This is a genomic window from Blattabacterium sp. (Nauphoeta cinerea), from assembly GCF_000471965.1.
Classification (GTDB): Bacteria; Bacteroidota; Bacteroidia; order Flavobacteriales; family Blattabacteriaceae; genus Blattabacterium.
This window is the reverse complement of the sequence record NC_022550.1, coordinates 188,208-212,706: the sequence shown is the minus strand read 5'-3', so window position 1 is coordinate 212,706 and position 24,499 is coordinate 188,208. Positions and strand designations below refer to the sequence as shown.

Here is a 24,499-nt window from a genome sequence, read left to right as displayed (position 1 = left end):
TTTTTATTGAAAAAATATATATATGAAAAATAAAAATTTTTATATTGAAAATTATGGTTGTCAAATGAACATATCTGATAGTGATATTATTACTTCTATTTTGTTAAATAATGGTTTTTTTTTATCTAAAAATTTAGAGAAGTCCGACATAATATTATTAAACGCTTGTTCTATTCGGGAAAAAGCAGAATTCACTCTAAAAAAAAGACTGGAACAATTAAAATTTCTTAAAAAAAAGAAAAGAATTTGGATTGGAATCATAGGATGTTTTTCAAAAACAATTAAAAATTTTTTTATACACCAAAAAATAGTAGATTTTTTTGTTAAGCCAGATTCTTACAGAGAAATCCCTAATTTTATTTATTCTTCTATGGAGGGGAAACAATATTTTTCCACTGTTAAAAACAATGAAACTTATGCAGATATAAGTTTAATAAATTCAAACAAACAGAATCATAATAAAATAACTACCTTTTTAAGTATAACAAGAGGTTGTAACAATATGTGTACATTTTGTATTGTCCCTTTTACTAGAGGAAGAGAAAGAAGTCGTGATCCATATTCCATAATAAAGGAATGTAAACGTTTATATCAAAATGGTTATAAAGAAATAACACTTTTAGGACAAAATGTAGATTCTTATGTATGGGAAGAAAAAAATGAAGAAAATAAGCCTAAAAAACCTAAAAATATTGTAGAGTTTTCCAAACTTTTGGATCTTATAGCTCAAGAAGTTCCTTTTATGAGAATTAGATTTTCTACATCTAATCCTCATGATATGTCTAATGAAGTGTTAAAAGTAATTTCTAAACATGAAAATATTTGTAAACATATTCATTTACCTGTTCAGTCTGGAAGCAACAAAATATTAAAATTAATGAATAGAAAATATACACGGGAAAAATATCTTCTTTTAGTTAAACAAATCAAAGATATTATACCTGAATGCTCTATATCTCATGATATTATTAGTGGATTCTGTAATGAGAATGAAGAAGATCATCAAGATACCATAAATTTGATGAATGAAATCAAATATAATTATGGTTATATGTTTTCTTATTCTCCAAGACCTGGTACTTATGCTTACAGGAAATTAAAAGACAATGTTCCTGAACATATAAAGAAAAATAGACTCAGAGAGATTATTGATTTACAAAGAAATCATTCCTTTTATAGGATGCAAGAACATTTAGGTAAAATAGAAGAAGTTTTAATAGAAGGAGTATCAAAAAAAAATAATCAATATTGGTATGGAAGAAATACACAAAATTTAGTTGTAGTCTTTCCTAAAGAATCACTAAATATAGGAGATATATCATATGTAAAAATTATAGATACTACATCTGCAACTTTAATAGGAAAACCCTACAAATGATGTAAAAAAAATAAAACATGGAATCCGTTTTTATCCAAAAAATAAAACAAAAATTTGGAATCATTGGATATGATTATGCTCTACATAGAGCTATAGAAAAAGCGATCCAAGTAGCACCTACCGATATTTCAGTATTAGTTCTTGGTGAAAGTGGAGTCGGAAAAGAATTTATTCCAAAAATTATTCATCAATATTCTTGTAGAAAGCATCATGCTTATATTGCAGTAAATTGTGGGGCTATTCCAGAAGGGACTATTGATAGTGAACTTTTTGGACATGAAAAGGGTTCTTTTACTGGTGCTATAAGTATGCGAAAAGGTTATTTTGAAGGGGCAGATGGGGGGACTATATTTTTAGACGAAGTAGGAGAATTGCCTTTAACTACGCAAGTACGTCTTCTTAGGATATTGGAATCTGGAGAGTTTATAAAAGTAGGATCCTCTAAAATCCAAAAAACTAATATACGTGTGGTTGCTGCCACTAATTTAAATATGACAGAATCTATACAAAAAGGAAAATTTAGAGAAGATTTATATTATCGTCTAAATACAGTACAAATAAATGTTCCTCCTTTACGTTTTCGTAAAAAGGATATTAAATTTTTATTTAAAAAATTTTCCAATGATTTTGCAGAAAAATATAATATGCCTCCAGTGACATTGACTGAAGAATCTTTAAAATATTTGGAGAATTATTCTTGGCCTGGTAATATTAGACAATTAAAAAATCTTACAGAACAAATTTCTGTAGTAGAGACTGAACGTGTAATTTCTGTGGAAAAATTAAAAGAATATATTCCAGAAAATATTCCATCAATATCTTTTTCTAATCAGAATGTAATAGAATCATCTTTTCATGATAGAGAAAGAGATTTTCTTTATAAAATTTTATTTGATATGAAAAAAAATTTAAACGATTTAAAAAATATTATCTTTCAGTTTATTAAAAATGATTCTAATACTAGATTTATTGAAAAAAATCAACAACTTTTAGAAAAAGTTTTTGGAAAAATAATTCATAATAACAGAGATGATTCAATTTTTCAATTGGAAGATATATATAAATCTGAAGACGATTTAGATTATGAAGAAGTAGAAGAAGATTTATCTAAAAATGAACTATCTTCTTTTTCTTTAGAGAAAAAAGAGATAGAATTTATTCAAAAGGCTTTGAAAAAAAATAATGGGAAAAGAAGAAAAGCTGCAAAAGAATTAGGAATTTCAGAAAGAACATTATATAGAAAAATTAAACAATATGGGTTATAAAAAATTTTTGGTCATTTTGATTTTTATATTTTATATGACATTTAATAGTTGTTATTATTCATCTTTATTTTTTGATACTAAAAAAACAATAGAAATAGGAGATATTTCAGAGGTGGTAAATATACCTAGAAGATCCATTTCTTTTGATTTCAAAAAAAGTATTGAAAATTATATCATGAAACATAGTCCTGCTAATTTAGCATTAAAAAATGGAGATGTTATTTTGGAAGGTGTATTTTTAAATTATGCAATTATTCCAGTTGAAAATCAGCAGTTAAAAAAAATTAAAGTAACTGCAAAAATATCATACAAAGATATTTATGAACCGGAAAAAAATTGGGAAAAATCTTTTGTCGTATCTGAGATATTCAAAAATAATAAAAAAGATCTTTTTCCAAAAGAAGTTATTGATAAAATCATAGAGAAATTAACGATACAGGTGTATCAAAAAATATTTGATGATTTCCGTAATGATTGGTAAAATCATTTGATAAAATAAAAATAGTAAATGATATGGAAAATATATCTATAATTATATTTTGTTTTTTTATCATCATAATATGTCTTTTGCTTACATTAGTAATTTTGATACAAAATCCTAAAAGAGAAAGTATTCATCAATCTTTTATGGAAAAAAATTTTAGATTTTTTGGTGTGAAAAGAACAAACACATTTTTAGAAAATGTGACTTGGTTTTTATCTATTATCATATTTTTTCTAATTTTATTTTTCAATTTTTTATTAAAATCAAAATATTAAATAAATGTGCCATAATGACATTAAATATTTATTTAACAAATAAAAAATAAATTTTTTTTCATTTGGCATGTTTTTGGCTATGAACGATTATAACCGTTAACCTTAAAATTATTTATAATATGGTGGAAGTAAAGATTAAACCTTTAGCAGATCGAGTTCTTGTGCAACCTGATCCAGCTGAAACAAAAACTGCTTCAGGTATTATTATTCCTGATACAGCAAAAGAAAAACCACAAAAAGGAACTATAATAGCAGTAGGGAAAGGAAAGAAAGATGAACCTATGAGTTTAAAAGAAGGAGATAGAGTTTTGTATGGTAAATATTCTGGTACAGAATTAAAATGGGAAGGAGAAGAATATCTCATTATGAGAGAGTCTGATATTATAGCTATTATATGATATTTCAACTAAACTTTTAATAAGGTCAAAATTCATTAAAATTTAAAAAATTATGGCAAAAGATATTAAATTTGATATTGAAGCAAGAGATAAATTAAAAAAAGGAGTAGATGCACTAGCAAATGCAGTAAAGGTGACTTTGGGTCCAAAAGGTCGTAATGTTGTATTACAAAAATCTTTTGGAGGGCCTCAAGTGACTAAAGATGGAGTAACAGTAGCTAAAGAAATAGAATTAGAAGATCCTATAGAAAATCTAGGGGCTCAAATGGTTAAAGAGGTTGCATCCAAAACGAATGATGTAGCTGGAGATGGAACTACAACTGCTACTGTATTAGCTCAAGCTATTGTTAGGGAAGGATTAAAAAATGTGGCGGCTGGAGCCAATCCTATGGATTTAAAAAGAGGAATAGATAAAGCATTGGAAGTAGTTATACAGGATCTAAAAAGACAATCTAGAGAAGTAGGAGGGAATACAGAGAAAATAAAACAAGTTGCTTCTATTTCTGCAAATAATGATGAAAAAACTGGAGCTTTGATAGCTGATGCTTTTGAAAAAGTAGGGAAAGAAGGAGTTATTACTGTTGAAGAGGCGAAAGGAACAGATACATCTGTAGATGTGGTTGAAGGTATGCAGTTTGATAGAGGTTATCAGTCTCCTTATTTTGTTACAAATACTGAAAAAATGATAACAGAATTTGATCAACCTCAAATTTTATTATCTGATAAAAAAATAGCAGCAATGAAAGATTTATTGCCCATATTAGAACCTGTAGCTCAATCCGGAAAACCTCTATTAATAATCTCTGAAGAGGTGGAAGGAGAAGCATTAGCAACACTGGTTGTTAATAAAATACGAGGTACTTTGAAAGTTGCAGCTATTAAAGCTCCTGGGTTTGGTGATAGAAGAAAAGCTATGCTAGAAGATATTGCTATCTTGACAGGAGGAACTGTTATTTCTGAAGAAACAGGAAGTAAATTGGAAGATGTAAAATTACACATGTTAGGAAAAGCAGAAAGAGTGATTATAGATAAAGATAATACTACTATAGTTAATGGAGGAGGAAATAAGAAAGATATAAGAGCACGCATAGATCAGATTAAAGCTCAAATAGAAACTACAACATCAGATTATGATAAAGAAAAATTACAAGAACGTCTTGCAAAATTGGCTGGTGGGGTAGCTGTTCTTTATGTTGGAGCCGCATCTGAAGTTGAGATGAAAGAAAAAAAAGATCGTGTGGATGATGCATTGAATGCTACAAGAGCTGCTGTCGAAGAAGGCATAGTAGCAGGAGGTGGGGTCGCTTTAGTTCGTGCCATTAAATCTTTAGATAATACAACAGGAGATAATGTAGATCAAGATACTGGAATACAAATAGTAAGAAGATCTCTCGAAGAGCCATTGCGACAAATTGTTTCCAATGCAGGAGGAGAAGGTTCTGTAGTTGTAGCTAAAGTAGCGGAAGGAAAAAGGGATTTTGGATATGATGCCAAAATTGGAGAATACAAAAATATGATAGTGGAAGGAATTATAGATCCCACTAAAGTGGCTAGAGTAGCGTTAGAAAATGCTGCTTCTGTATCAGGAATGTTGTTAACTACTGAATGTGTTGTTACAGAAATAAAGAAAGATGAACCTAATGTTGCACCTCCGATGCCAGGAGCTGGAGGAGGAGGAATGGGAGGTATGATGTAATGAATGCATATTTGTTTGTAAAAAAAAATAGTGTACTTAACTTAAAGTAACACTTTATTTTTTAGTTTTTAACTTAAAACCTTAAACTTTTTAAGTTTTATTTTACTTAGGTATGATAGTAATAGAATGACTATTATTTGTTTAAAGTAAAAAAATAGTGTACTTAAATAAAGACACTATTTTTTTTGTTACTAAAACCAATTTTTTTTGTATTTTCAGAGTTTTTTCAATAACATCTCTTACACATCCTCTTCCACCTTTTTTTGGAGAAACATATTTAGAAATATCTTTTACCTCTTGAACCGCATCTATTGGAGAACAAGGTAAAGCTACAGATTTCATAATTTCAATATCAGGAATATCATCTCCCATATATAAAACTTTTCTTTTAGTAATATTTAAAGTATTACAATATTCATCTAAGTATTTTTTTTTATTATCAACTCCTTGATAAATATAACGAATATTTAACCCTCTTAAACGTCTAAAAACCATTAAATCTGATCCTCTTGTAATGATGCATAAATTATATCCTTTTTTTTTTGCCAATTGCATAGCATATCCATCCTTAGCAAACATTCGTCGAACCATATTTCCATCTGGAAATAAATTTAAAGTGCAGTCTGTCAATACTCCATCCACGTCAAATATGAAAGTATCAATATCATTCATTATACTTATATAATTTTTCATATATTCCCATTAAACATAAAAAACAAACAACCCATTTATTTTTGATTACAAATAATTTCAATGATTCAAAAAATTATTTAAATATCTTCAAAGTTAATATTTGTAAAATTTTTTATCTCTGATGTTTTTTTTTGTTGTCCATCCTTAATTTCTTGATTATATGTAGTATGATTTTTAAAATCTTTTTGATGACGTTCTGAGATAACTTCTCTTCCTTTTTCATTAATAATAAATCGAATCATATCATCAAGTATACTTTGAAATTTTGAAAAATCTTCTTTGTACAAATAAATTTTGTGTTTCTTATAAGTAACTTCTCCTGTTTCAGTAAAATTTTTCTTACTTTCAGTTATTGTTAAATAATAATCCCCAGCTCTTGTTTCTCTTGCATCAAAAAAATAAGTCCGGCTCCCAGTTTTTAGAGTACGTGAACAAATTTCATTTCTTTCTTTTATATTTTCTTTTTCGTCCATTTCAAAAAATATTATAATCCTATTAAAGCAAATCTAAACAAAAAAAACGGTCTATACTATTTTTTTTCAAAATAAATTTTTCATCCAAAAATATTATGATCATTATAATTTTTTATTTTTAATATTTTTCCATTTTTTAATACAATAAATAAATCAAAATCAGAAACATAAGAAGTATCATGAGTTATGATAATAATAGTGCTATGTTTCATTTTTTCCTGGATATAATAAATCATTAATTTTCTGGTTCTTTGATCTATAGCAGAAAAACTATCATCAAATATAATAATTTTAGGATTTCTTATAATAGCTCTAGCTATACATATTCTTTGTTTTTGCCCTCCAGATAAAGTGATTCCTCTTTCTCCTACAATAGTTTCATATCCATTTTTAAAATTCAGTATATCATTTTCTACCATAGCTATTCTAGCGGCATCATATACTTTCAATGGAGTAGCTTCATTAACACTTCCTAAAGCTATATTATTATAAATAGAATCCGAAAAAAGAAAAGATTCTTGAGGAACATAACCAATGTTATTTCTAAAATAATATAAATTATGATTTTTTAGCGATAAATTATCTATCAATATTTTTCCCTGATACGGATCATATAAACGAGATATTAGTCTTCCTACAGTTGTTTTTCCTGATCCTGTTTCTCCTGTTAGAATTAAAGTTTTTCCTTTCATTAGAGTAAATGATATTTGATTGATTGTTTTATAATGAAGATTTCTATTTTTTTTAGAATAAAAAAAACTTACATTTTTAAATTGAACTTTTCCAAAAATTTTTGTTTTAATCAGATTATTATTTAATATTTCAGGTTTTTCTTTCAAAAATTCACTAATGCGAATTTGCGATACTTTAGCTCTTTCTGAAATAGAAACTACCCATCCCAATATAATAAAAGGGAAAATTAAAACATTTATATATGTGAAAAATTCAGCAATAGTTCCAATTTCTTTTATTTCCCCTTCAAAATATTTTTTTCCTCCAAAAAATAGGATTAATAAATGACAAGTCCCTATAAAAAATATAATGACAGAAGATAATATAGTATCAATTTTAGCTAATTCTATATTTTTTTTTTGATATTTCAATATAATTTTTCTATGTTTTTCTTGAAAAAAAGGTTCTGAAACAAATGATTTAATAATGTGAATCCCTGAAAAAGTTTCTTGTATAAAAGAACAGATAAGAGATTGAATATTTTGAACTTCTTCGCTTTTATTAGTAATATAAACGCTAATATAATAAACAGAAATAAAAAGAATAGGTATAGGTAACATAACATAAAAAGTCAGTATTTTATTAATACGCAACATTTGCATAAAAACCATAAAAAAAAGAATTATAAGATTTAAAAAATACATTATTCCAGGACCTATATATTGTCTGATAAAAGAAACGTCTTCTGTAAGACGATTCATTAAATCTCCTGTAGAATTTTTTTTATAAAAAGACAAACTTAATTTTTGATAATGTGAGAAAATTTCGTTTTTTATATCAAATTCAATCATTCTAGATGTAGTAATTATACATTGTCGCATATGATATTTGACAAATCCACCTATAATTGGAACTATTAATATAATACTAGTATAAATGCAAATATCTTTCTTTAAAGATGATGTATTTGAAAAGTTTGTAAATAAATTTTTGATAGTATTAACAGATTTTCCTATATAAGGAATAGGAAGCAGTGTTAAAATATTTGATATTATAATTAATAAAAATCCTATACACAAACGTAATTTGTACTTTTGACAATATCTTTTGCTAAAAGCAAATAAACCCCCCATATAACATATTAAGTTTGATTTTTTATTTATATAATTGTACAAAAAATTTTGTCGTGCATAAAAAAAATCAACATTATTACAAAAAAAATGTCAATAAGACGACACTTTAGAATAAGAAGTTTACAATTTTTATATGCTCAACATTTATCTAAAATGGATTCAAATAAAGTTGAAAAAAATTTACTTAGAAGTATTGAATTGTTACATCATTTATATATTTTTCTTCTTTATTCAATCTTAAAAATTAGAGAAAATGCTTTAAAAAAATATTCATGTGATAAGAATAAAACAAATATCATAAAAAAAATTGCATCTAACTCAGTAATAAAAATTTTATCTAAAAATAAATATTTAATAAAAGAATATCATTATACAAAAAATTTTGTAAAAATTTTATGGAATCAACAAGATAAATATATTTTTATCTTGTTACAAGAAATGAAAAAATCAAATTTCGATAAAAAATATTCTATAAAACCTCGTTCTTCTTTTGAAGAAGAAAAAAAATTTATAATAAAATGTTATAAAAATTTTGTTATACCGAATAAAAAATTAATAGAATACATAGAAGATTTATATTCTTTTCATGGAGAAGAAGATCTGTATATTGCTCATAATATGGTATGTAAAACTTTACAATTTATTAATCACTCTACCCCTCAAAATTTCAAATTATATAATATTTATAATAATGATGAAAATAAAAAATTTATTATCGATTTATATAGAAATACAATTTTTCATAAAGAAGAATTTAATAATTTAATTAATAATATATCAAATAATTGGGATATAAAAAGAATAGCAATTATAGATTTAATTATATTGCAAATGGCTATTTGTGAATTTTTATATTTTCCAAATATACCTCCTAAAGCAACTATGAATGAGTATATAGAAATTACAAAAATATTTTGTATGGAAAAAAGTAAAATTTTTATTAATGGAGTATTAGATCAAATATTTAAATTTTTATATAAAAAAAATAAAATATTGAAAATAGGAAAAGGACTCATGTAAAGTGTCTAACTAAAATAATTATATATGTTTTTTTCATTACAACAAAATTCTATTGCAAACACTATTTGTATGTTTGTGTTGATTTTTATTATATTTTATTTTTTTATGATACGTCCTCAAATTAAAAAACAAAAAATTGAAAAACAGTTTCAGGAAAATTTAAAAAAAGGAAATTATATAGTGACAAATTCAGGAATACATGGAAAAATTATAGATATAACAGATAATTTTTGTATACTAGAAACTATTACAGGAAAAATAAAACTTGAAAAAAATACAATTTCAAAAGAATTAACCCAATTACGTTATACTAATAATAAATAATAGTAATGAGATTATGACAAAAAAAATAAAATTAATAGGAATAACAGGGAAAATAGGATCTGGAAAAAGTTTATTTTCTTCTTTTTTTAAAAAAAAAGGAATTCCTGTTTATTCCTCAGATCAAAGAGGAAAGATATTAATGAATCAAATAGAAGTTATAAAAAAAAATATTATAAAATTTTTTGGTCAAGATTCTTATAAAAAAAATAAAATAAATAAAACTTTTTTATCAAAAATAGTTTTCAAAAATTCTATGGCGTTGAAATTGTTATGTAGTATTGTCCATCCATGGATATCACTTGACTTTAAACAATGGATATCCACCCAAAAGAAAGCTACATATGTAATAAAAGAATCGGCTATATTGTTTGAAAGTAGAAGTTACAAAGAATGTGATTTTATTATCACTATAATTTCACACAAAAAAGACATGATTGAAAGAATAATAAAAAGAGATAATTTAAATGAAAATCAAATTATAGATCGTTTAAAAAATCAAATGTCTAATAGGAAAAGAGAAAAAAAATCAAACCTGATAATTAAAAATTACTTATCCACATATCATTTAAAAAATGAAGCAGATAGAGTACATGAATCTTTAGAAAAACTAATCATATAATCAACAAACATGGGAAAAGGAGATAAAAAAACTAGAAGAGGAAAAATAAGAAACAAAACCTATGGAAATCTTCGTCCGAATCCAAGAAATGCTAATAAAAAAAAAGAAAAAAAATAACTAAAAATGTTCATCTTTTTTTCCAGTAATAAAAGACAAAAAATAGACCAATTGAGCTAAACTACCAAAGGCAGAAATTACATAAGTCATCGCTGCCCAATTTAGTGATTCTTTTGCTTTATTGTATTCTTGATGATTTACTATATTTTTATTTCTAATCCAAGTCAAAGCTCTATTACTTGCGTCCAATTCTATTGGTAATGTAATAAAAGAAAAAACCACAATTAAAAAAAATAATCCTATTCCTAATTTTAGGATGAAAGAATCTTTTCCTCCTGAACTATAAAAAATAGTTAATCCAGACATTATTGCTAAATTTACAAATTTAGAACTGAAATTTAGAATGGGGACTAAATGGTTTCGTAATTTTAATAAATGATAACCTAACCTATGTTGCAAAGCATGACCACATTCATGAGCCGCTATTGCAATAGAAGCAGCAGTTCTGTCGTTATAAACTTTTTCACTTAAATTAATTGTTTTATTAATAGGATTATAATGATCAGTCAATTCTCCTTCCACAGAAAGAATATGAACATCAGATATCCCATGATCTATTAACATTTTTTCTGCTATTTCTTTTCCACTCATATGTGAGTGTAAATAAAGTTTTGAGTAAGCCCTGAACTTATTTTTTAATATTGCATTAACAATAACACTTGCTAAAAAAGTAGTTCCTATAATAAAATAGTAAGTCATAAAAATCTATTTTTAAACAAAATTATTAATTTATCAATTAAAATGAAAATATATATAAATTAGCTTATATGTCAAACTTTTGACTATGAATATACCGCAAAAAGTAAATCACCTAAAAAGAGTCGTTATTATTGGTGCTGGTTTTGCTGGATTACAAGTAGCGAAAAAATTAAGAAGAGATAAGTTTCAAGTAGTTCTTATAGATAAAAATAATTATCATACTTTTCAACCTTTACTATATCAAGTAGCTACAGCAGGGTTAGAACCAGATTCTATAGCGCATTCTATTAGAAATATTATTAAAAAAACAAAAAATTTTTTCTTTAGATTAGCTTTTGTTCATTATATTAATACAAAAGAACAAAAAATTTATACAAATGTAGGGTGTTTATCCTATGATTATTTAATTATGGCAACAGGATCTGTCACTAATTATTTTGGAAATAAAAATATTGAATCTTTTGCTTTACCTATGAAATCAATTCCAGAAGCTTTAAATTTAAGAAGTCTTATTTTACAAGATTTTGAATCTGCTTTATTAACAAAAAATGATAAGGAGAAAAAAAGACTTATGACTTTTGTTATTGTAGGAGGAGGACCTACTGGGGTTGAATTAGCTGGAGCTTTAGCTGAAATGAAAAGATATATCTTGCCACATGATTATCCTGATTTAGATATACGATATATGAACATTCACTTATTACAAGCTACTTCTAGATTATTAGATGGAATGTCTAAAGAATCCGCTAAACAAGCCTATAAAAATCTAAAAGAATTAGGTGTTATTATTTGGTTAAATTGTTTGGTCAAAGACTATGATGGAGAAATAGTTTTTATGGAAAAAGATCAAAAAATAGAATCTTCTAATGTAATATGGGCTGCAGGAGTAAAAGGAGCTATTATAAAGGGATTTTTAAAAGAAGATATGGAAGGAAATAGAATTTTAGTCAATCCCTATCTTAGAGCTAAGAGATATGAAAATATTTTTGCGATTGGAGACGTTGCTTATATGAATGAAAATAAACATTATCCGAATGGTCATCCTATGACGGCTCAACCGGCTATCCAACAAGGAAATTATTTAGCTAAAAATTTTAATTGTTTTTCAGATGATAATCAAAACATAAAACCTTTTATTTATAAAAACTTAGGTTCTATGGCTACTATTGGTAGAAATAAAGCTGTATGTGATTTTCCTTATTTAAAACTAAAAGGATTTTTGGCATGGATTGTTTGGATGTTTGTTCATTTGATCAGTTTAGTAGGTTTCAGAAATCGGGTGATAGCTTTAACAAATTGGATTATTCAATATTTTCATTATAATAAAAGTGTACGTCTAATTATAAGACCATTTCATAGAAAAAAAAAATTATTTGAAAATAAGTTGAGATAAAATACTTTTGATTTTATTTTCTGTTTCTATGTATTCTTGATGAATATTGCTATCTATAGTAATTCCACTACCAGCATACAAAGTTATTTCTTTTTTATCTTTTTTTATTCTTACACATCTTAAATTAAGATATAATTCCATGCTATTCTGATTTACTGTCCCGATGTATCCAGTATAAAAATTTCTTTTATATCCTTCATTTTTATGAATAAAATCTAAAGACTCTTTTTTTGGAAACCCACATATAGAAGGAGTTGGGTATAAACGATTTAATACGTCATAATAATCAGGCTTATCATCAAATAAAAAATGAATTGGGGTTTCTAAATGTTTTAAATACCCTATTTTTATAGTCTTAGTATTTTTTATATAAATAGCGCCTTCATAAGATTTGAGTATATCAAGAATATATCTTGTTACAATTTTATGTTCTTCTATTTCTTTTTTAGTCCATTTATTCTTTTCCCAAGTTGTTCCTGCTAAAGATGAAACTTTTAATTTATTGTTATAACATTTCATTAGCAATTCTGGAGAACATCCCATCCAAAATCCATGACGAAAATCATACCAAAAACTAATTAAAGCATTGGGATAAGTACAAATTAATTTTATGAATGTATTTTTAAAGTGAAAATTTCGAAAAGAAATTTTTAGATATCTGGATAGAACGACTTTTTTAAAAAACCCTTTTTTTATATTTCTAATAGCTTTTTCTATCAAATTTTGATATCTATAAGAATACGTCAAAAAAGAAGAATTTTCTTCCCAAAAAGAAGAATGAAAATTTTGTTTTTTATAAAATCCTTGTATATTCACATGATATATTTGTTTTGGGTATATTTTTATGGTATAATCTTGATTAAAATTTTGAATTAAAAAAAAATTTCCGATTATAGAGTTGCGATCATAATGGGAATAAAAAAATATCTTCTTATCATAGGGTTTTTTAAAAATAATAAAATTATTATGCTTATAATAATTTTTTATAATTTTTTTGTATAGAGAAAAAACACTAATTTCTATTGACATAGTTTATTTTTATGATATTGGTTAGTTTACAAAAACTAATGATATTTTTTTTTTCGTCAAAAATATTAACTTGAACAAAATGCAAAGTATTTCCTTTATGAAAAATTTTAGCTTGGGCAAACAAAATTCCTTTTTTCATGGATCGAACGTGATTTGCAGAAACTTCAATACTAAAAACATGAAAATTGTTTTTTTTTTCGTTTTTAATGTTTATAAAAGAAATAGAACTTCCAACGCTTTCAGCTAGAATCATAGTGGCCCCTCCATGAAGATATCCAAAAGGTTGATAAACTTTATGATTTACAGGCATTTTTGCTATCAGAGTGTTTAATTTAGGAGATAAAAAAATAAATTGAATTTGCATTATATTTATTAATGTGTTTTTTTTAAAATTATTCAATTCATTTAATAATTTTTGAATTTTTTTTTTCATAAACAAAAAAAAACAAAGACAATTACTTATCATACTAATTTACATTATTATTATTTTGTCTTTTCAAAAAAAAGCTAAAGAAATAAATAAAATATGAATATGAAAATAAAAAGAAAAGATAATGAAGATCTTATTCCTTTAATAGGAATGAAAAACCAGATTATAGGATTTGAAAAAAAAGAAAAAGTTCATATGAAAGGATTGTTACATAGTGCTGTTTCTGTTTTTATTTTTAATCTAGAAAACAATTTAATGCTACAAAAAAGATCTTCAAATAAATATCATTCTTCTTTACTTTGGACTAATACTTGTTGTAGTCATCCTAGAAGAAATGAGTCTCTTTTAAAAGCAGCGCATCGTTGTTTAATAGAAGAAATGGGTTTTGACTGTTTTTTAGAACAAAAATTTAGTTTTATTTATCATGAACTTTTAAGTAATGGTTTAATAGAAAACGAATTAGATTATGTTTTCGTTGGGTACTATGAAAAATCTCCAATTATAAATTTTCAAGAGGTAGATAATTGGAAATGGATGTCATTAAATGAATTAATTGAAAATATTTATGTTTATCCGGATTCCTATACCATTTGGTTAAAAATTATTATTAAAAATTATTTAAGTCAATTGAAATGTATTAAAATATGATAGCAACCATAAATCGAAAAGGATATTTTAGTGCGGCACATAGACTTTACAATGATCATTGGAATTATAAAAAAAATATTGAAATATTTGGAAAATGTGCACACTCAAATTATCATGGACATAATTACGAATATATTATAAGTCTTACAGGAGAGATAGACCCAGAAACTGGATTTGTTTTTAATTTACAAAAACTGAAATATATTCTTTATGATGAGGTGGAAAGAATTTTTGATCATAAAAATATGAATTTAGATATTCAAGAATTCTCATCTATCAATCCTACTATAGAAAATATAGCTATTTTCATATGGGATAAAATAAATAAAAAAATATCTTCTAATTTAGATTTAAAAATAACTTTGTACGAGACAAAGAATAATTTTGTTGAATATAACGGAAAATAAAATGATGAATAAAAATTTTATAAAAAAAACAATTTTATTTAATAATCACATCCGGTTGGGTGCTAAAATGATTTGCTATTCTGGATTTTACATGCCTCTTCAATATATATCTTCATTAACAGAACATATGTTTGTAAGAAATCATGCTGGAATTTTTGATGTGAGTCATATGGGAAAATTGATTTTGAAAGGAAAACATTCCGGAGAATTTATTCAATATCTAACGACAAATGATATTTGTAAAATAAAAATTGGACAAGCTCAATATACTTGTTTAATTAATGATAATGGGGGGATTATAGATGATTTAGTTATTTATAAAATTTTGGAAAATAAATTTTTGCTAATAGTTAATGCAACTAATATTGAAAAAAATAAAAAATGGATAAATGATCATATTAAAAAATATTGCGATATAGAATTGATAGATACTTCTCTAGAATATTCTCTTTTAGCTATACAAGGACCTTTATCTTTATTTTATGCTCAGAAATTAACAAATATTCCATTAAATAGAATTTCTTACTACCACTTTGAAATAGGAGAATTTTCTGGAATAAAAAATGTATTAATTTCTTGTACAGGATATACAGGATCTAAAGGAATAGAAATTTATGTATCCAATGAAAATGTGGAAAAAATATGGAATGATATCCTAGAAATAGGAAAATCTAAAATAATCCCTTGCGGGATAGCTAGTAGAAATTCATTGAGATTAGAAATGGGGTATCGTTTGTATGGACAAGATCTTTCTGAAGAAATAACCCCGATAGAAGCGAATTTATCCTGGATAATTAAATTTGAAAAAAAATTTATAGCAAAAAAAATATTACAAAAACAAAAAAAGAAAAAAACATAAGAAATTTATATCCTTTATTATTGAAAAAAAAATATAATTCCGAGACAAGGACATTTATTAATAGATGAGAATGAAACAACTATTGGTTATGTCACTTCTGGAGGGTATTCTCCAGTTTTAAAGGTAAGTATTGGATTAGGATATTTAATAAATAAAATAAAAACAAATAAAATATTTGTTATTATAAGAAAAAAAAAGATTTCCATCAAAACAGTTAAATTGCCTTTTGTTAAAATTCAAAACTGAATGTTTCAAAATATAAAATTATAGTTCTATCAAAAAAAAAACATAATATATTTAAAACATATTAAAAAAAATTTTTTATTAGCTATTCCTGTATTTTTTACACAATTAGGTGCAATATGTATAGGATTATCTGATAATATGATGGTTGGGGTTTTGGGAAAACAAGCTTTAGCTTCAGTTTCATTAGCTAATGCTGTTTTTTTTATTACAATTATTTTTGGATTAGGAATATCTACAGGAATTTCTTCTTTAATTGCATCTGTAGATGCAAAACAAGAATATAAAAAAGGGGCTGTCATTTTCCATCATGGATTAATTCTCAATTTTTTTTTATCTGTATTTATGTATGGATTGATACATATATTCTGTTATGTTTTTCCTTATTTAGGACAACCTGAAAACATATTGAATGAGACCATTTCTTTTTTGAGAATAGTATCTATTTCTTTTATCCCTTGGATGATATTCGAGGTTTTTAGAAAATTTTCAGAAGGATTATCTATAGTATTTCCTGGATTGATTATAACTTGGATCTCCGCTTGTTTTAACATTGTACTGAATTATGTATTTCTTTACGGTGGATATGGTTTTCCAAAATTAGGAACTGTTGGTGTAGCTTATGCGACTTTAATTTCTCGTATTATTATGTTAATAGGGATTTTTATTTTATTGCATAAATACAAAAAAGTACAGAATTATTACAATCAACTAAAATATTTTTTTTTAAAAAAAAATATGGTAAAAAAAATATTAAAAATAGGAATCCCCTCTGGATTACAGATGTTATTTGAAGTAAGTGCTTTTGCTATTTCTTCTTTTATATCAGGAAAATGTGGAATTAAAGTATTAGCTGCTCATCAAATAGTTATTAGTTTAGTTTCTTCCACTTTTCTTCTTAGTACAGGCCTCTCTGTAACTGCTACAATTAGAATAGGAAACCAGTTTGCTTTAAAAAATTATTTAGAATTAAAAAGGATAGGAAAATCTATTTTTTTTATGGGAATTATTTTTATGTTAATTTGTAGTTTTTTCTTTCTTTTTTTTAGAAGTTCTATCCCTTACATTTATATAAAAAATGATGATGAAGTTATTAAATTAGCGGAGAAAATGATTGTGATTGCCAGCTTATTTCAATTATCAGATGGATTACAAGGAATCATTCTAGGAGCATTAAGAGGATTACAAGACGTTCATATCCCCATGTGGATTAGTTTTTTTTCCTATTGGATTATTGCTATCCCTACAGCATGGTTTCTATCTATTAAAATGGGGGGAACAGGAGTATGGATTGGGTTAGGGGTAGGATTAACTGTATCCGCTATGTTACTATTTATAAGATATAATACTGTAATTAAAAGACTCATAAAAAAAAATACAATAAACATTTAGTATTTATATAAGTTCGTATTTAAATATCTATATTTGTTATGCAACAAATAAGAAAAATTTTAATAGTATTTTTACTATTCTTTGTATGAAAACATTTAAAGAATATAATTTTTTTAACGATAATATAATTCAAGCTATAGAAGATATTGGTTTTAAGTATCCAACCCAAATACAAGAAAAAGTAATTCCTTTTTTGTTGTCTTCAGAAAAAGATGTTATAGCATTGGCTCAAACTGGAACAGGAAAAACAGCTGCTTTTGGATTGCCAATTATTCAAAAATTAAATTTTAAGTCCACTTTTCCTCAAGCTTTGATTTTATGCCCTACAAGAGAATTATGTATACAAATAACACGTGATCTTTGTCGTTTTTCAAAATTTTCATCGTTTATAAAAATTGTTTCTTTATATGGAGGAGCGAATATCAATTCTCAAATAAAATCTTTAAAAAATAAAATTCATATTATAGTAGGAACTCCAGGAAGAGTTATTGATTTAATCAAAAGAAAAAAATTATTTTTTGATGGAATTCAATATTTAGTGCTTGATGAAGCGGATGAAATGTTGAACATGGGATTTAAAGATGAATTAGATTACATAGTAGAAAAATTACCAAAAAAAAGACAAAGTCTTTTATTTTCAGCAACAATGTCTAAATATATGAACGGAATTGCTCATAAATATTTAATAGATCCTGTAGAAATTATCACAGGAAAAAAAAATATAGGGCCCGATGATGTTAAACATGTTTATTATATAATAGAAAATTTTAATAAAAAATATTTAGCTCTAAAAAGAATTGTTGACATCAATCCTGATATTTATGGGATCATATTTTGTGGTACAAAAAAAGAAACTAAAGAAATAGCTGAATTTTTAATTAAAGATGGTTATAATGCTGATGCTTTATATGGAGATCTTTCGCAAACACAACGTGAATCTGTTATGAATAGATTTCGAAATAGAAATTTACAATTTCTTGTAGCAACAGATGTTGCCGCTCGTGGATTAGATGTGAATAATATTACTCATGTTATTCATTATAATCTTCCGAAGGAAAGTGAAACTTATGTCCATAGAAGTGGTCGTACTGGAAGAGCTGGAAATGAAGGAATTTCTGTTTGTATTATTCAAACTAAAGAAATTAGAAATTTAAAAGAATTTGAAAAAAAAATAGGAAAAAATTTTGATCGTATTATGGTTCCTACTGGAGAAGAAATATGCGAAAAACAACTATTCTATTTTGTAGATAAGGTAAAAAAAGTAGTTGTAGATGAAAAACTTATGAAAAAATTTCTTCCTGAAATACAAAAAAATTTAGAATTTCTTGATAAAAGAGAATTAATTAAACGTTTTTCCTGGATAGGATTTCATCATTTTATAAATTCTTATAAGAATTCCAAAGATTTAAATCCTATTTCTTTTTCTTATCAAAAGAATTATAACTTCTTATACAATAAGAAAAGAATTTTATCAAAGTCAAAAATAAAAAAATCAAAAAAAGAATTTTTTTCAAAACTTTTTTTGAATATAGGATATAAAGATAATTTGACAAAATTAAGATTGATCAATTTAATCAACCAAGCTGTTAATAATTCACATATTAATATTGGACATATAGAAATTTTATCAAATTTTTCACTATTTGAAGTGGAAAAACGTTATAGAAAGAAAATATTAATAGGAATGAGCAAAATCAATCATATGGGAAGACCTATTTCGATAGAAATTAAAAACTAAAATTTATGGCAGGTAACATTTTCGGAAATTTATTTCGAGTTAGTACTTTTGGAGAAAGCCATGGAATAGCATTAGGTGGGATTATTGATGGATGTCCAGCAGGAATAAAATTGAATTTTAAAGAAATTCAATATGAATTAAATAGAAGAAAACCTGGCCAATCATCCATAGTGACTCAAAGAAATGAACCTGATGAAGTGAATTTTTTATCTGGAATTTTTGACAATAAAACAACAGGAACACCCATTGGATTTGTTATTTATAATCAAGATCATAAATCTGATGATTATAATCATCTTCAAGAAGTTTATCGTCCATCACATTCAGATTTTACTTATGAAAAAAAATATGGAATAAGAGATTACAGAGGAGGGGGGCGTTCTTCTGCAAGAGAAACAACATGTAGAATAGTAGCTGGAGCTATCGCTAAACAATTAATAAAAAATATTACAATTATATCTTATGTTTCTTCTGTCGGGGACATATCTGTAAATAAATCTTATCAAGAATTAGATTTATCTAGAGAATCAATAGAAAAAAATCCTATAAGATGTCCTGATCCAAAGATTGCGGAAAAAATGATATGTAAAATTAAAAAAATAAAAAATCAAGGAGATACAATAGGAGGAATTATTACTTGTGTCATTAAAAATGTACCAATAGGTATTGGAGAACCTGTTTTTGAAAAATTACATGCTGAATTAGGAAGAGCTATGCTTTCCATTAATGCTGTCAAAGGATTTGAATACGGAAGTGGATTTAATGGAACTAAATTAACTGGTTCTCAGCACAATGATTTATTTCAAAAAAATGGAAGAACCAAAACAAATTTATCAGGAGGGATACAAGGGGGCATTTCAAATGGAATGGATATTTATTTTAGAATAGCATTTAAACCTGTAGCTACAATAATGAAAAAACAGAAAACTATAGATAAATATGGAAATTTCATCCTTATGGAAGGAAAAGGAAGACATGATCCTTGTGTTTTACCTCGTGCTATTCCTATTGTGGAATCTATGACGGCTTTAGTTTTAGCAGATTATTGGATGTACACTAAATTATCTAAATATTCTTCAATTTCAAAAAATTGAATCAAAAATTTCTCATTTTTATTGTAGGGCCAACTTGTGTCGGAAAAACTCAGCTTTCTTTATTTATAGCTGAAAAATTTAAAACTGAAATTTTATCTTGTGATTCTAGACAATTTTATAAGGAATTAAAAATAGGAACTTCTATGCCTACTATAGAAGAATTACGTCGTGTCCCTCATCATTTTATCGGACATTTAAGTATACATCAAACTTATAATGCAAAATTATTTGAAACAGATTCCTTAATAAAAATTTCAAAATTATTTACAAAACATTCCATATTGATTATGGTAGGAGGATCTAGTTTATATGAAAAAGCAGTAACAGAAGGATTATCTGAATTTCCTGAAATTCAGATTCATATTAGAAATCATTTAATTTATCATTTTCAAAAAAAAGGTATTTCATTTTTACAAAATGAATTTTTCAAATTCAAAAAAACAGGTGAATCAATAGATATTTGCAATCCCAGACGTTTAATTAGATATTTAGAAATTGTAAAATCTACAGGAAAAAATCCTTCTTTCTTTTATAAGAAAAAAAAAAGAAATTTTATAATTTTGAAAATAGGATTAACAATACCTAGGTGTGAAATTAATTCCAAAATAAATGATAGAGTAGATTACATGGTAAAAATAGGTTTATTAGACGAAGCGAGGCTATATTATCATTACAGAAATTTGAATAGCTTAAAAACTATAGGATATCAAGAGATATTTGAATTTCTTTCCGAAGGGAAGAATGATTTAAATAAAAGCATAGAAAAAATAAAAAAGAACACTAGAAAATATGCAAAAAGACAACTGACGTGGTATAAGAAAGATACGTCAATCACATGGTTTCATCCAAAAGAAAAAGAAAAAATATTTAATTTTATTATAAAAAATGTGGGCAATACTGGATTCGAACCAGTGACCTCCTGCTTGTAAAACAGATGCTCTAAACCAAACTGAGCTAATTGCCCTAGAATTTTAATGTTTACTCAAATGTAAGAAAAAAATTCTTATAATATAACAATATTTCAGATACAACAAATGTACTTCCAGATATTAGGATCAAATCATTTTTACTAGCTTTGCTTTTAGCATATAAAAAAGCCTTTATCACAGAAGGATAAAAATTTATTCTATCACGATTTTTAAATAATTTATTAATTAATATTATCAAATCATAAATTGAGTATTTTCTATCTATATTAGGTTGACAAAAATAATAAAAAGATTCAACAGGAAAATGTTTTAATAATTTATCCACTTTTTTTTCTCTTACAAAACCTAAAACTAAATGTAATTTTTCATATGATTCTTTTTTTAATTGTTTATTCACCATATATATGCCTTCTTCATTATGAGCTATATCACAAATAATTTTGGGTTCTTTTTTTGTAAAATGTGCCACCGCCCTTTTAAGGTTGTATTTTTTATCACATTTTTAAATCCTTTTTTTATTGATTGATTAGATACTATGATATTTTTTCTATCATGTAAAATCCTTATAATTTTTAATACTATACTTCTATTTAAATTTTGATAATCTGCTTTGAAAGGCATTTTATACTGCGAATCTTTTTTAGATTTTACGGAAAAATAAATTGGAGCGTTTTTTTTTAAAGCCTCTTGAAAAAAAAGAAATCGGACATCCCTAGAAATTCTTCTTCCTATTATGACTGATACGTTTTTTTTTATAATTCCAGCTTTTTCTAAAGCAATTTTTAATTGATTATCACCCAAAGTTTCTGTATGATCTATGCTAATATTTGTAATTACAGATATTTCTGGAGTAATCAAATTAGTAGAGTCTAATCGGCCTCCCATTCCTACTTCAATAATTGCTATATTTACTTTTTTTTCTTTAAAATATTGAAAAGCTAAAGCTGTATTCATTTCAAAAAAAGAAATTTTTTCTTTTTCTATAAATTTTTTATTTTTTTTTATAAAATCGACAATAAAATTTTTTTCTATAAAAATACCATTACAGGTTATTCTTTCTCTAAAATCTATTAAATGAGGAGATGTGAATAGTCCTGTTTGATATTTTTCTTCTTGTAAAATAGAAGATAACATGTGTACTGTAGATCCTTTTCCATTTGTTCCACCTACATGTATACTTTTAAAAAAATTTTGTGGATTTCCCAAATAAGAACAAAAATTTTGTATCCTTTTTAAACCTGGTTTATATGATATCAATCCTGTTTTTTGATAGATTGGAAGACGTTTAAAAATCCATTGAATTGTTTCAGTATAATTCAAGTACTAATTATTAAAAATAACACAGCAAAAATATATTTTTTTTCAAAAAATTGATTATATTCGTTCCACAATTGAATTATTTATCTGGAGATAAAATCACACTTACATTTTATTGATAAAATTATAGAGGAAGATATAAAAAATGGATTTCCCATAAAAAAAATTAGATTTCGTTTTCCTCCTGAACCTAATGGATTTCTTCATATTGGGCATGTGAAAGCTATATGTTTGAATTTTGAATTAGGTCAAAAATATAAATCTCCAACTAATTTAAGATTTGATGATACTAATCCTATAGTAGAAAATATCAATTTTATAGAATCTATAAAAAAAGATATTCTTTTTTTAGGTTTTCATTGGGACAATGAAAGTTATGCTTCAGATTATTTTCCTAAACTTTATGAATGGGCTATAAAATTGATTAAAGAAAACAAAGCTTATGTAGATGATCAATCTCAAAACATCATTCAAATTCAAAGAAAAAATCCTTTTGAAGTTGGAATTAACAGTAATTATAGAAATCGATCTATAGAAGAAAATTTATTTCTTTTTGAAAAAATGAAAAACGGATTTTTTAAAGAAGGATCTTGTGTTTTAAGAGCTAAAATTAATATGAGTTCATCAAATATGAATATGCGAGATCCAATTATGTATAGAATTTTACGAAAAAAACATCATAGAACTGGATATCAATGGTGTATTTATCCAACTTATGATTGGACACATGGTTTGTGTGATTATATAGAACAAATCTCTCATTCTTTATGTTCTTTAGAATTTGAGAACAGACGTCCGTTATATAATTGGTATTTAGATCAAATTTATATTGATAATAAAAATAAAATAAGACCCAAACAAATAGAGTTTTCAAGATTAAATTTAAGTCATACAATAACTAGTAAAAGAAAAATTCAATACTTAATTGAAAAAAAAATTATTCAATCTTGGAATGATCCACGCATTTTAACAATATCTGGATTACGTCGTAAAGGATACACTTCTGTTTCATTAAAAAATTTTATCCATAAAATAGGGATTACGAAAAGGAATAATATTATAGATATATCTTTTTTAGAATTTTGTATTAGAGAACATTTAAATAAAATAGCTCCTAGAGTTATGGTTGTATTACATCCAATTAAATTAGTTATTGATAATTATTCAAATACTACTGAATGGGTAGAAGCAGAAAATAATCCAGAAGATTCTAATTTTGGAAACAGAAAAGTTCCTTTTTCAAAATTTATATATATTGAAAAAGATGATTTTTTGGAAAAAGAAGAAAAAAATTTTTTCCGTCTTTGTATTGGAAAAGAAGTAAGACTTAAAAATGCTTATATCATAAAAGCAAATTCGATCATAAGAAATTCTGAAGGAAAAATAAAAGAAATACATTGTAATTATGATCCTAAAAGTAAATCTGGAAAAAAAAATAAAATTGAAGAAAAAGGAAGAGTAAAAAGTACTTTACATTGGGTCTCTCTAAAACATTCTTTTCCCATAAAAATTAATTTCTATAATCCTCTTTTTATAAAAAGAAATCCAGATATAGATTTTTATAAATATATAAACCCTAAGTCAAAAGATAGAATTATTGGATATGCAGAACCATACTTAAAAAAAGCAAAAAAAGGAGATCATTTTCAATTTCAAAGAATTGGATATTTTTATGTAGATAATGAAATTACAAACGATAATAATCAAATCATTTTTAATAAAACTGTATCTATAAAAAACCAATGGAAAAAAATATCTTCTTAAACTTTTAAAT

28 protein-coding genes and 1 tRNA gene are annotated in these 24,499 nt (G+C 25.3%); 20 read left to right on the top strand and 9 right to left on the bottom strand.

Translation table 11 applies throughout. The annotated features are described in order from the left end of the window. Window positions 1-22 precede the first annotated feature (22 nt). From miaB to groL, 6 genes are all read left to right on the top strand, one after another. Complete coding sequence (gene miaB / locus K645_RS01025) at window positions 23-1,378, top strand: tRNA (N6-isopentenyl adenosine(37)-C2)-methylthiotransferase MiaB (RefSeq protein ID WP_022565027.1); 1,356 nt, start codon at window positions 23-25, stop codon at window positions 1,376-1,378. 17 nt (window positions 1,379-1,395) lie between these two features. Further along, on the top strand, window positions 1,396-2,643 hold the full coding sequence (locus tag K645_RS01020) for a sigma-54-dependent Fis family transcriptional regulator (protein ID WP_022565026.1): 1,248 nt from the start codon (window positions 1,396-1,398) through the stop codon (window positions 2,641-2,643). Between the two features lie 34 nt (window positions 2,644-2,677). Next, window positions 2,678-3,124 (top strand): hypothetical protein, encoded by a 447-nt coding sequence (locus tag K645_RS01015; protein WP_235043321.1) that lies wholly within the window; start codon window positions 2,678-2,680, stop codon window positions 3,122-3,124. A 32-nt stretch (window positions 3,125-3,156) separates the two neighbouring features. Then, a complete protein-coding gene (gene secG / locus K645_RS01010) occupies window positions 3,157-3,402 on the top strand; it encodes a preprotein translocase subunit SecG (protein WP_041936066.1) in 246 nt (81 codons plus the stop codon). Between the two features lie 119 nt (window positions 3,403-3,521). Then, on the top strand, window positions 3,522-3,800 hold the full coding sequence (groES, locus tag K645_RS01005; RefSeq protein ID WP_022565023.1) for a co-chaperone GroES: 279 nt from the start codon (window positions 3,522-3,524) through the stop codon (window positions 3,798-3,800). A 52-nt stretch (window positions 3,801-3,852) separates the two neighbouring features. Next, window positions 3,853-5,496 carry a chaperonin GroEL gene (gene groL / locus K645_RS01000; protein WP_022565022.1) on the top strand — a complete coding sequence of 548 codons (1,644 nt, stop codon included), beginning with the start codon at window positions 3,853-3,855 and terminating at the stop codon, window positions 5,494-5,496. Between the two features lie 141 nt (window positions 5,497-5,637). Here the strand turns inward: groL and K645_RS00995 are convergent, their stop codons facing one another. The 3 genes from K645_RS00995 to K645_RS00985 all read right to left on the bottom strand — a co-directional run bounded on the left by K645_RS00995 (window position 5,638) and on the right by K645_RS00985 (window position 8,467). Next, window positions 5,638-6,189: an HAD family hydrolase gene (locus K645_RS00995; RefSeq protein WP_022565021.1), complete on the bottom strand. Its 552-nt coding sequence runs from the start codon at window positions 6,187-6,189 to the stop codon at window positions 5,638-5,640. A gap of 77 nt (window positions 6,190-6,266) precedes the next feature. After that, entirely contained in the window at window positions 6,267-6,662 is a 396-nt protein-coding gene (locus tag K645_RS00990; RefSeq protein ID WP_022565020.1) for a DUF3276 family protein, read from the bottom strand. An 80-nt stretch (window positions 6,663-6,742) separates the two neighbouring features. Further along, on the bottom strand, window positions 6,743-8,467 hold the full coding sequence (locus K645_RS00985) for an ABC transporter ATP-binding protein (RefSeq protein ID WP_041935994.1): 1,725 nt from the start codon (window positions 8,465-8,467) through the stop codon (window positions 6,743-6,745). 87 nt (window positions 8,468-8,554) lie between these two features. Here K645_RS00985 and K645_RS00980 point away from each other — a divergent pair, with 87 nt between their 5' ends. Genes K645_RS00980 through K645_RS03145 form a run of 4 tightly spaced genes read left to right on the top strand, consistent with a single transcriptional unit; the run spans window position 8,555 to window position 10,547 of the window. Beyond that, window positions 8,555-9,487, top strand: coding sequence for a transcription antitermination protein NusB (locus K645_RS00980; protein ID WP_041935993.1), 933 nt, complete (start codon window positions 8,555-8,557; stop codon window positions 9,485-9,487). Between the two features lie 24 nt (window positions 9,488-9,511). Beyond that, complete coding sequence (yajC, locus tag K645_RS00975) at window positions 9,512-9,811, top strand: preprotein translocase subunit YajC (protein ID WP_022565017.1); 300 nt, start codon at window positions 9,512-9,514, stop codon at window positions 9,809-9,811. A gap of 13 nt (window positions 9,812-9,824) precedes the next feature. Beyond that, window positions 9,825-10,430 (top strand): dephospho-CoA kinase, encoded by a 606-nt coding sequence (gene coaE, locus K645_RS00970; RefSeq protein WP_022565016.1) that lies wholly within the window; start codon window positions 9,825-9,827, stop codon window positions 10,428-10,430. 9 nt (window positions 10,431-10,439) lie between these two features. After that, window positions 10,440-10,547, top strand: coding sequence for a 30S ribosomal protein THX (locus K645_RS03145; protein WP_022565015.1), 108 nt, complete (start codon window positions 10,440-10,442; stop codon window positions 10,545-10,547). Here the strand turns inward: K645_RS03145 and K645_RS00965 are convergent, their stop codons facing one another. Then, window positions 10,548-11,246 (bottom strand): zinc metallopeptidase, encoded by a 699-nt coding sequence (locus K645_RS00965; protein ID WP_022565014.1) that lies wholly within the window; start codon window positions 11,244-11,246, stop codon window positions 10,548-10,550. 85 nt (window positions 11,247-11,331) lie between these two features. Here K645_RS00965 and K645_RS00960 point away from each other — a divergent pair, with 85 nt between their 5' ends. After that, window positions 11,332-12,639, top strand: coding sequence for an NAD(P)/FAD-dependent oxidoreductase (locus K645_RS00960; RefSeq protein ID WP_041935992.1), 1,308 nt, complete (start codon window positions 11,332-11,334; stop codon window positions 12,637-12,639). Here K645_RS00960 and K645_RS00955 read toward each other — a convergent pair. Together K645_RS00955 and K645_RS00950 are read right to left on the bottom strand one after the other, a co-directional pair. Next, window positions 12,616-13,668 carry a chorismate-binding protein gene (locus tag K645_RS00955; RefSeq protein ID WP_022565012.1) on the bottom strand — a complete coding sequence of 351 codons (1,053 nt, stop codon included), beginning with the start codon at window positions 13,666-13,668 and terminating at the stop codon, window positions 12,616-12,618. The two genes, K645_RS00960 and K645_RS00955, sit on opposite strands and share 24 nt — an antisense overlap. Beyond that, on the bottom strand, window positions 13,652-14,134 hold the full coding sequence (locus K645_RS00950) for a hotdog fold thioesterase (RefSeq protein ID WP_022565011.1): 483 nt from the start codon (window positions 14,132-14,134) through the stop codon (window positions 13,652-13,654). Before K645_RS00950 ends, K645_RS00955 begins: the two co-directional genes overlap by 17 nt. A 66-nt stretch (window positions 14,135-14,200) precedes the next feature. Here K645_RS00950 and K645_RS00945 point away from each other — a divergent pair, with 66 nt between their 5' ends. The 8 genes from K645_RS00945 to miaA all read left to right on the top strand — a co-directional run bounded on the left by K645_RS00945 (window position 14,201) and on the right by miaA (window position 21,408). Further along, a complete protein-coding gene (locus K645_RS00945; protein WP_041936063.1) occupies window positions 14,201-14,746 on the top strand; it encodes an isopentenyl-diphosphate delta-isomerase in 546 nt (181 codons plus the stop codon). Continuing rightward, a complete protein-coding gene (locus K645_RS00940) occupies window positions 14,743-15,153 on the top strand; it encodes a 6-carboxytetrahydropterin synthase (protein ID WP_022565009.1) in 411 nt (136 codons plus the stop codon). The genes K645_RS00945 and K645_RS00940 overlap by 4 nt, the downstream gene beginning before the upstream one ends. Before the next feature lies 1 nt (window position 15,154). Continuing rightward, entirely contained in the window at window positions 15,155-16,012 is an 858-nt protein-coding gene (gene gcvT, locus K645_RS00935; protein ID WP_235043320.1) for a glycine cleavage system aminomethyltransferase GcvT, read from the top strand. Window positions 16,013-16,045: 33 nt separating this feature from the next. Continuing rightward, window positions 16,046-16,258, top strand: a complete 213-nt coding sequence (locus K645_RS03205; RefSeq protein ID WP_369750527.1) for a glycine cleavage T C-terminal barrel domain-containing protein — start codon at window positions 16,046-16,048, stop codon at window positions 16,256-16,258. A gap of 84 nt (window positions 16,259-16,342) precedes the next feature. Further along, window positions 16,343-17,647 carry an MATE family efflux transporter gene (locus K645_RS00930; protein WP_255345058.1) on the top strand — a complete coding sequence of 435 codons (1,305 nt, stop codon included), beginning with the start codon at window positions 16,343-16,345 and terminating at the stop codon, window positions 17,645-17,647. Window positions 17,648-17,732: 85 nt separating this feature from the next. Next, window positions 17,733-19,385 (top strand): DEAD/DEAH box helicase, encoded by a 1,653-nt coding sequence (locus K645_RS00925; protein ID WP_022565006.1) that lies wholly within the window; start codon window positions 17,733-17,735, stop codon window positions 19,383-19,385. 5 nt (window positions 19,386-19,390) lie between these two features. Beyond that, window positions 19,391-20,479, top strand: a complete 1,089-nt coding sequence (aroC, locus tag K645_RS00920) for a chorismate synthase (RefSeq protein WP_022565005.1) — start codon at window positions 19,391-19,393, stop codon at window positions 20,477-20,479. Further along, window positions 20,476-21,408, top strand: coding sequence for a tRNA (adenosine(37)-N6)-dimethylallyltransferase MiaA (gene miaA, locus K645_RS03140; protein ID WP_022565004.1), 933 nt, complete (start codon window positions 20,476-20,478; stop codon window positions 21,406-21,408). The genes aroC and miaA overlap by 4 nt, the downstream gene beginning before the upstream one ends. Here miaA and K645_RS00915 read toward each other — a convergent pair. From K645_RS00915 to K645_RS00910, 3 genes are all read right to left on the bottom strand, one after another. Continuing rightward, window positions 21,368-21,443, bottom strand: a tRNA-Val gene (locus K645_RS00915). The genes miaA and K645_RS00915 overlap by 41 nt on opposite strands. Before the next feature lie 14 nt (window positions 21,444-21,457). Next, window positions 21,458-21,877, bottom strand: coding sequence for a hypothetical protein (locus K645_RS03200; protein ID WP_235043319.1), 420 nt, complete (start codon window positions 21,875-21,877; stop codon window positions 21,458-21,460). Then, on the bottom strand, window positions 21,832-22,728 hold the full coding sequence (locus K645_RS00910; RefSeq protein ID WP_022565002.1) for a folylpolyglutamate synthase/dihydrofolate synthase family protein: 897 nt from the start codon (window positions 22,726-22,728) through the stop codon (window positions 21,832-21,834). The genes K645_RS03200 and K645_RS00910 overlap by 46 nt, the downstream gene beginning before the upstream one ends. An 84-nt stretch (window positions 22,729-22,812) precedes the next feature. Between K645_RS00910 and glnS the strand changes: the two genes are divergently transcribed. Further along, window positions 22,813-24,489, top strand: a complete 1,677-nt coding sequence (glnS, locus tag K645_RS00905; protein WP_041935991.1) for a glutamine--tRNA ligase — start codon at window positions 22,813-22,815, stop codon at window positions 24,487-24,489. The last annotated feature ends 10 nt before the right edge of the window (window positions 24,490-24,499 follow it).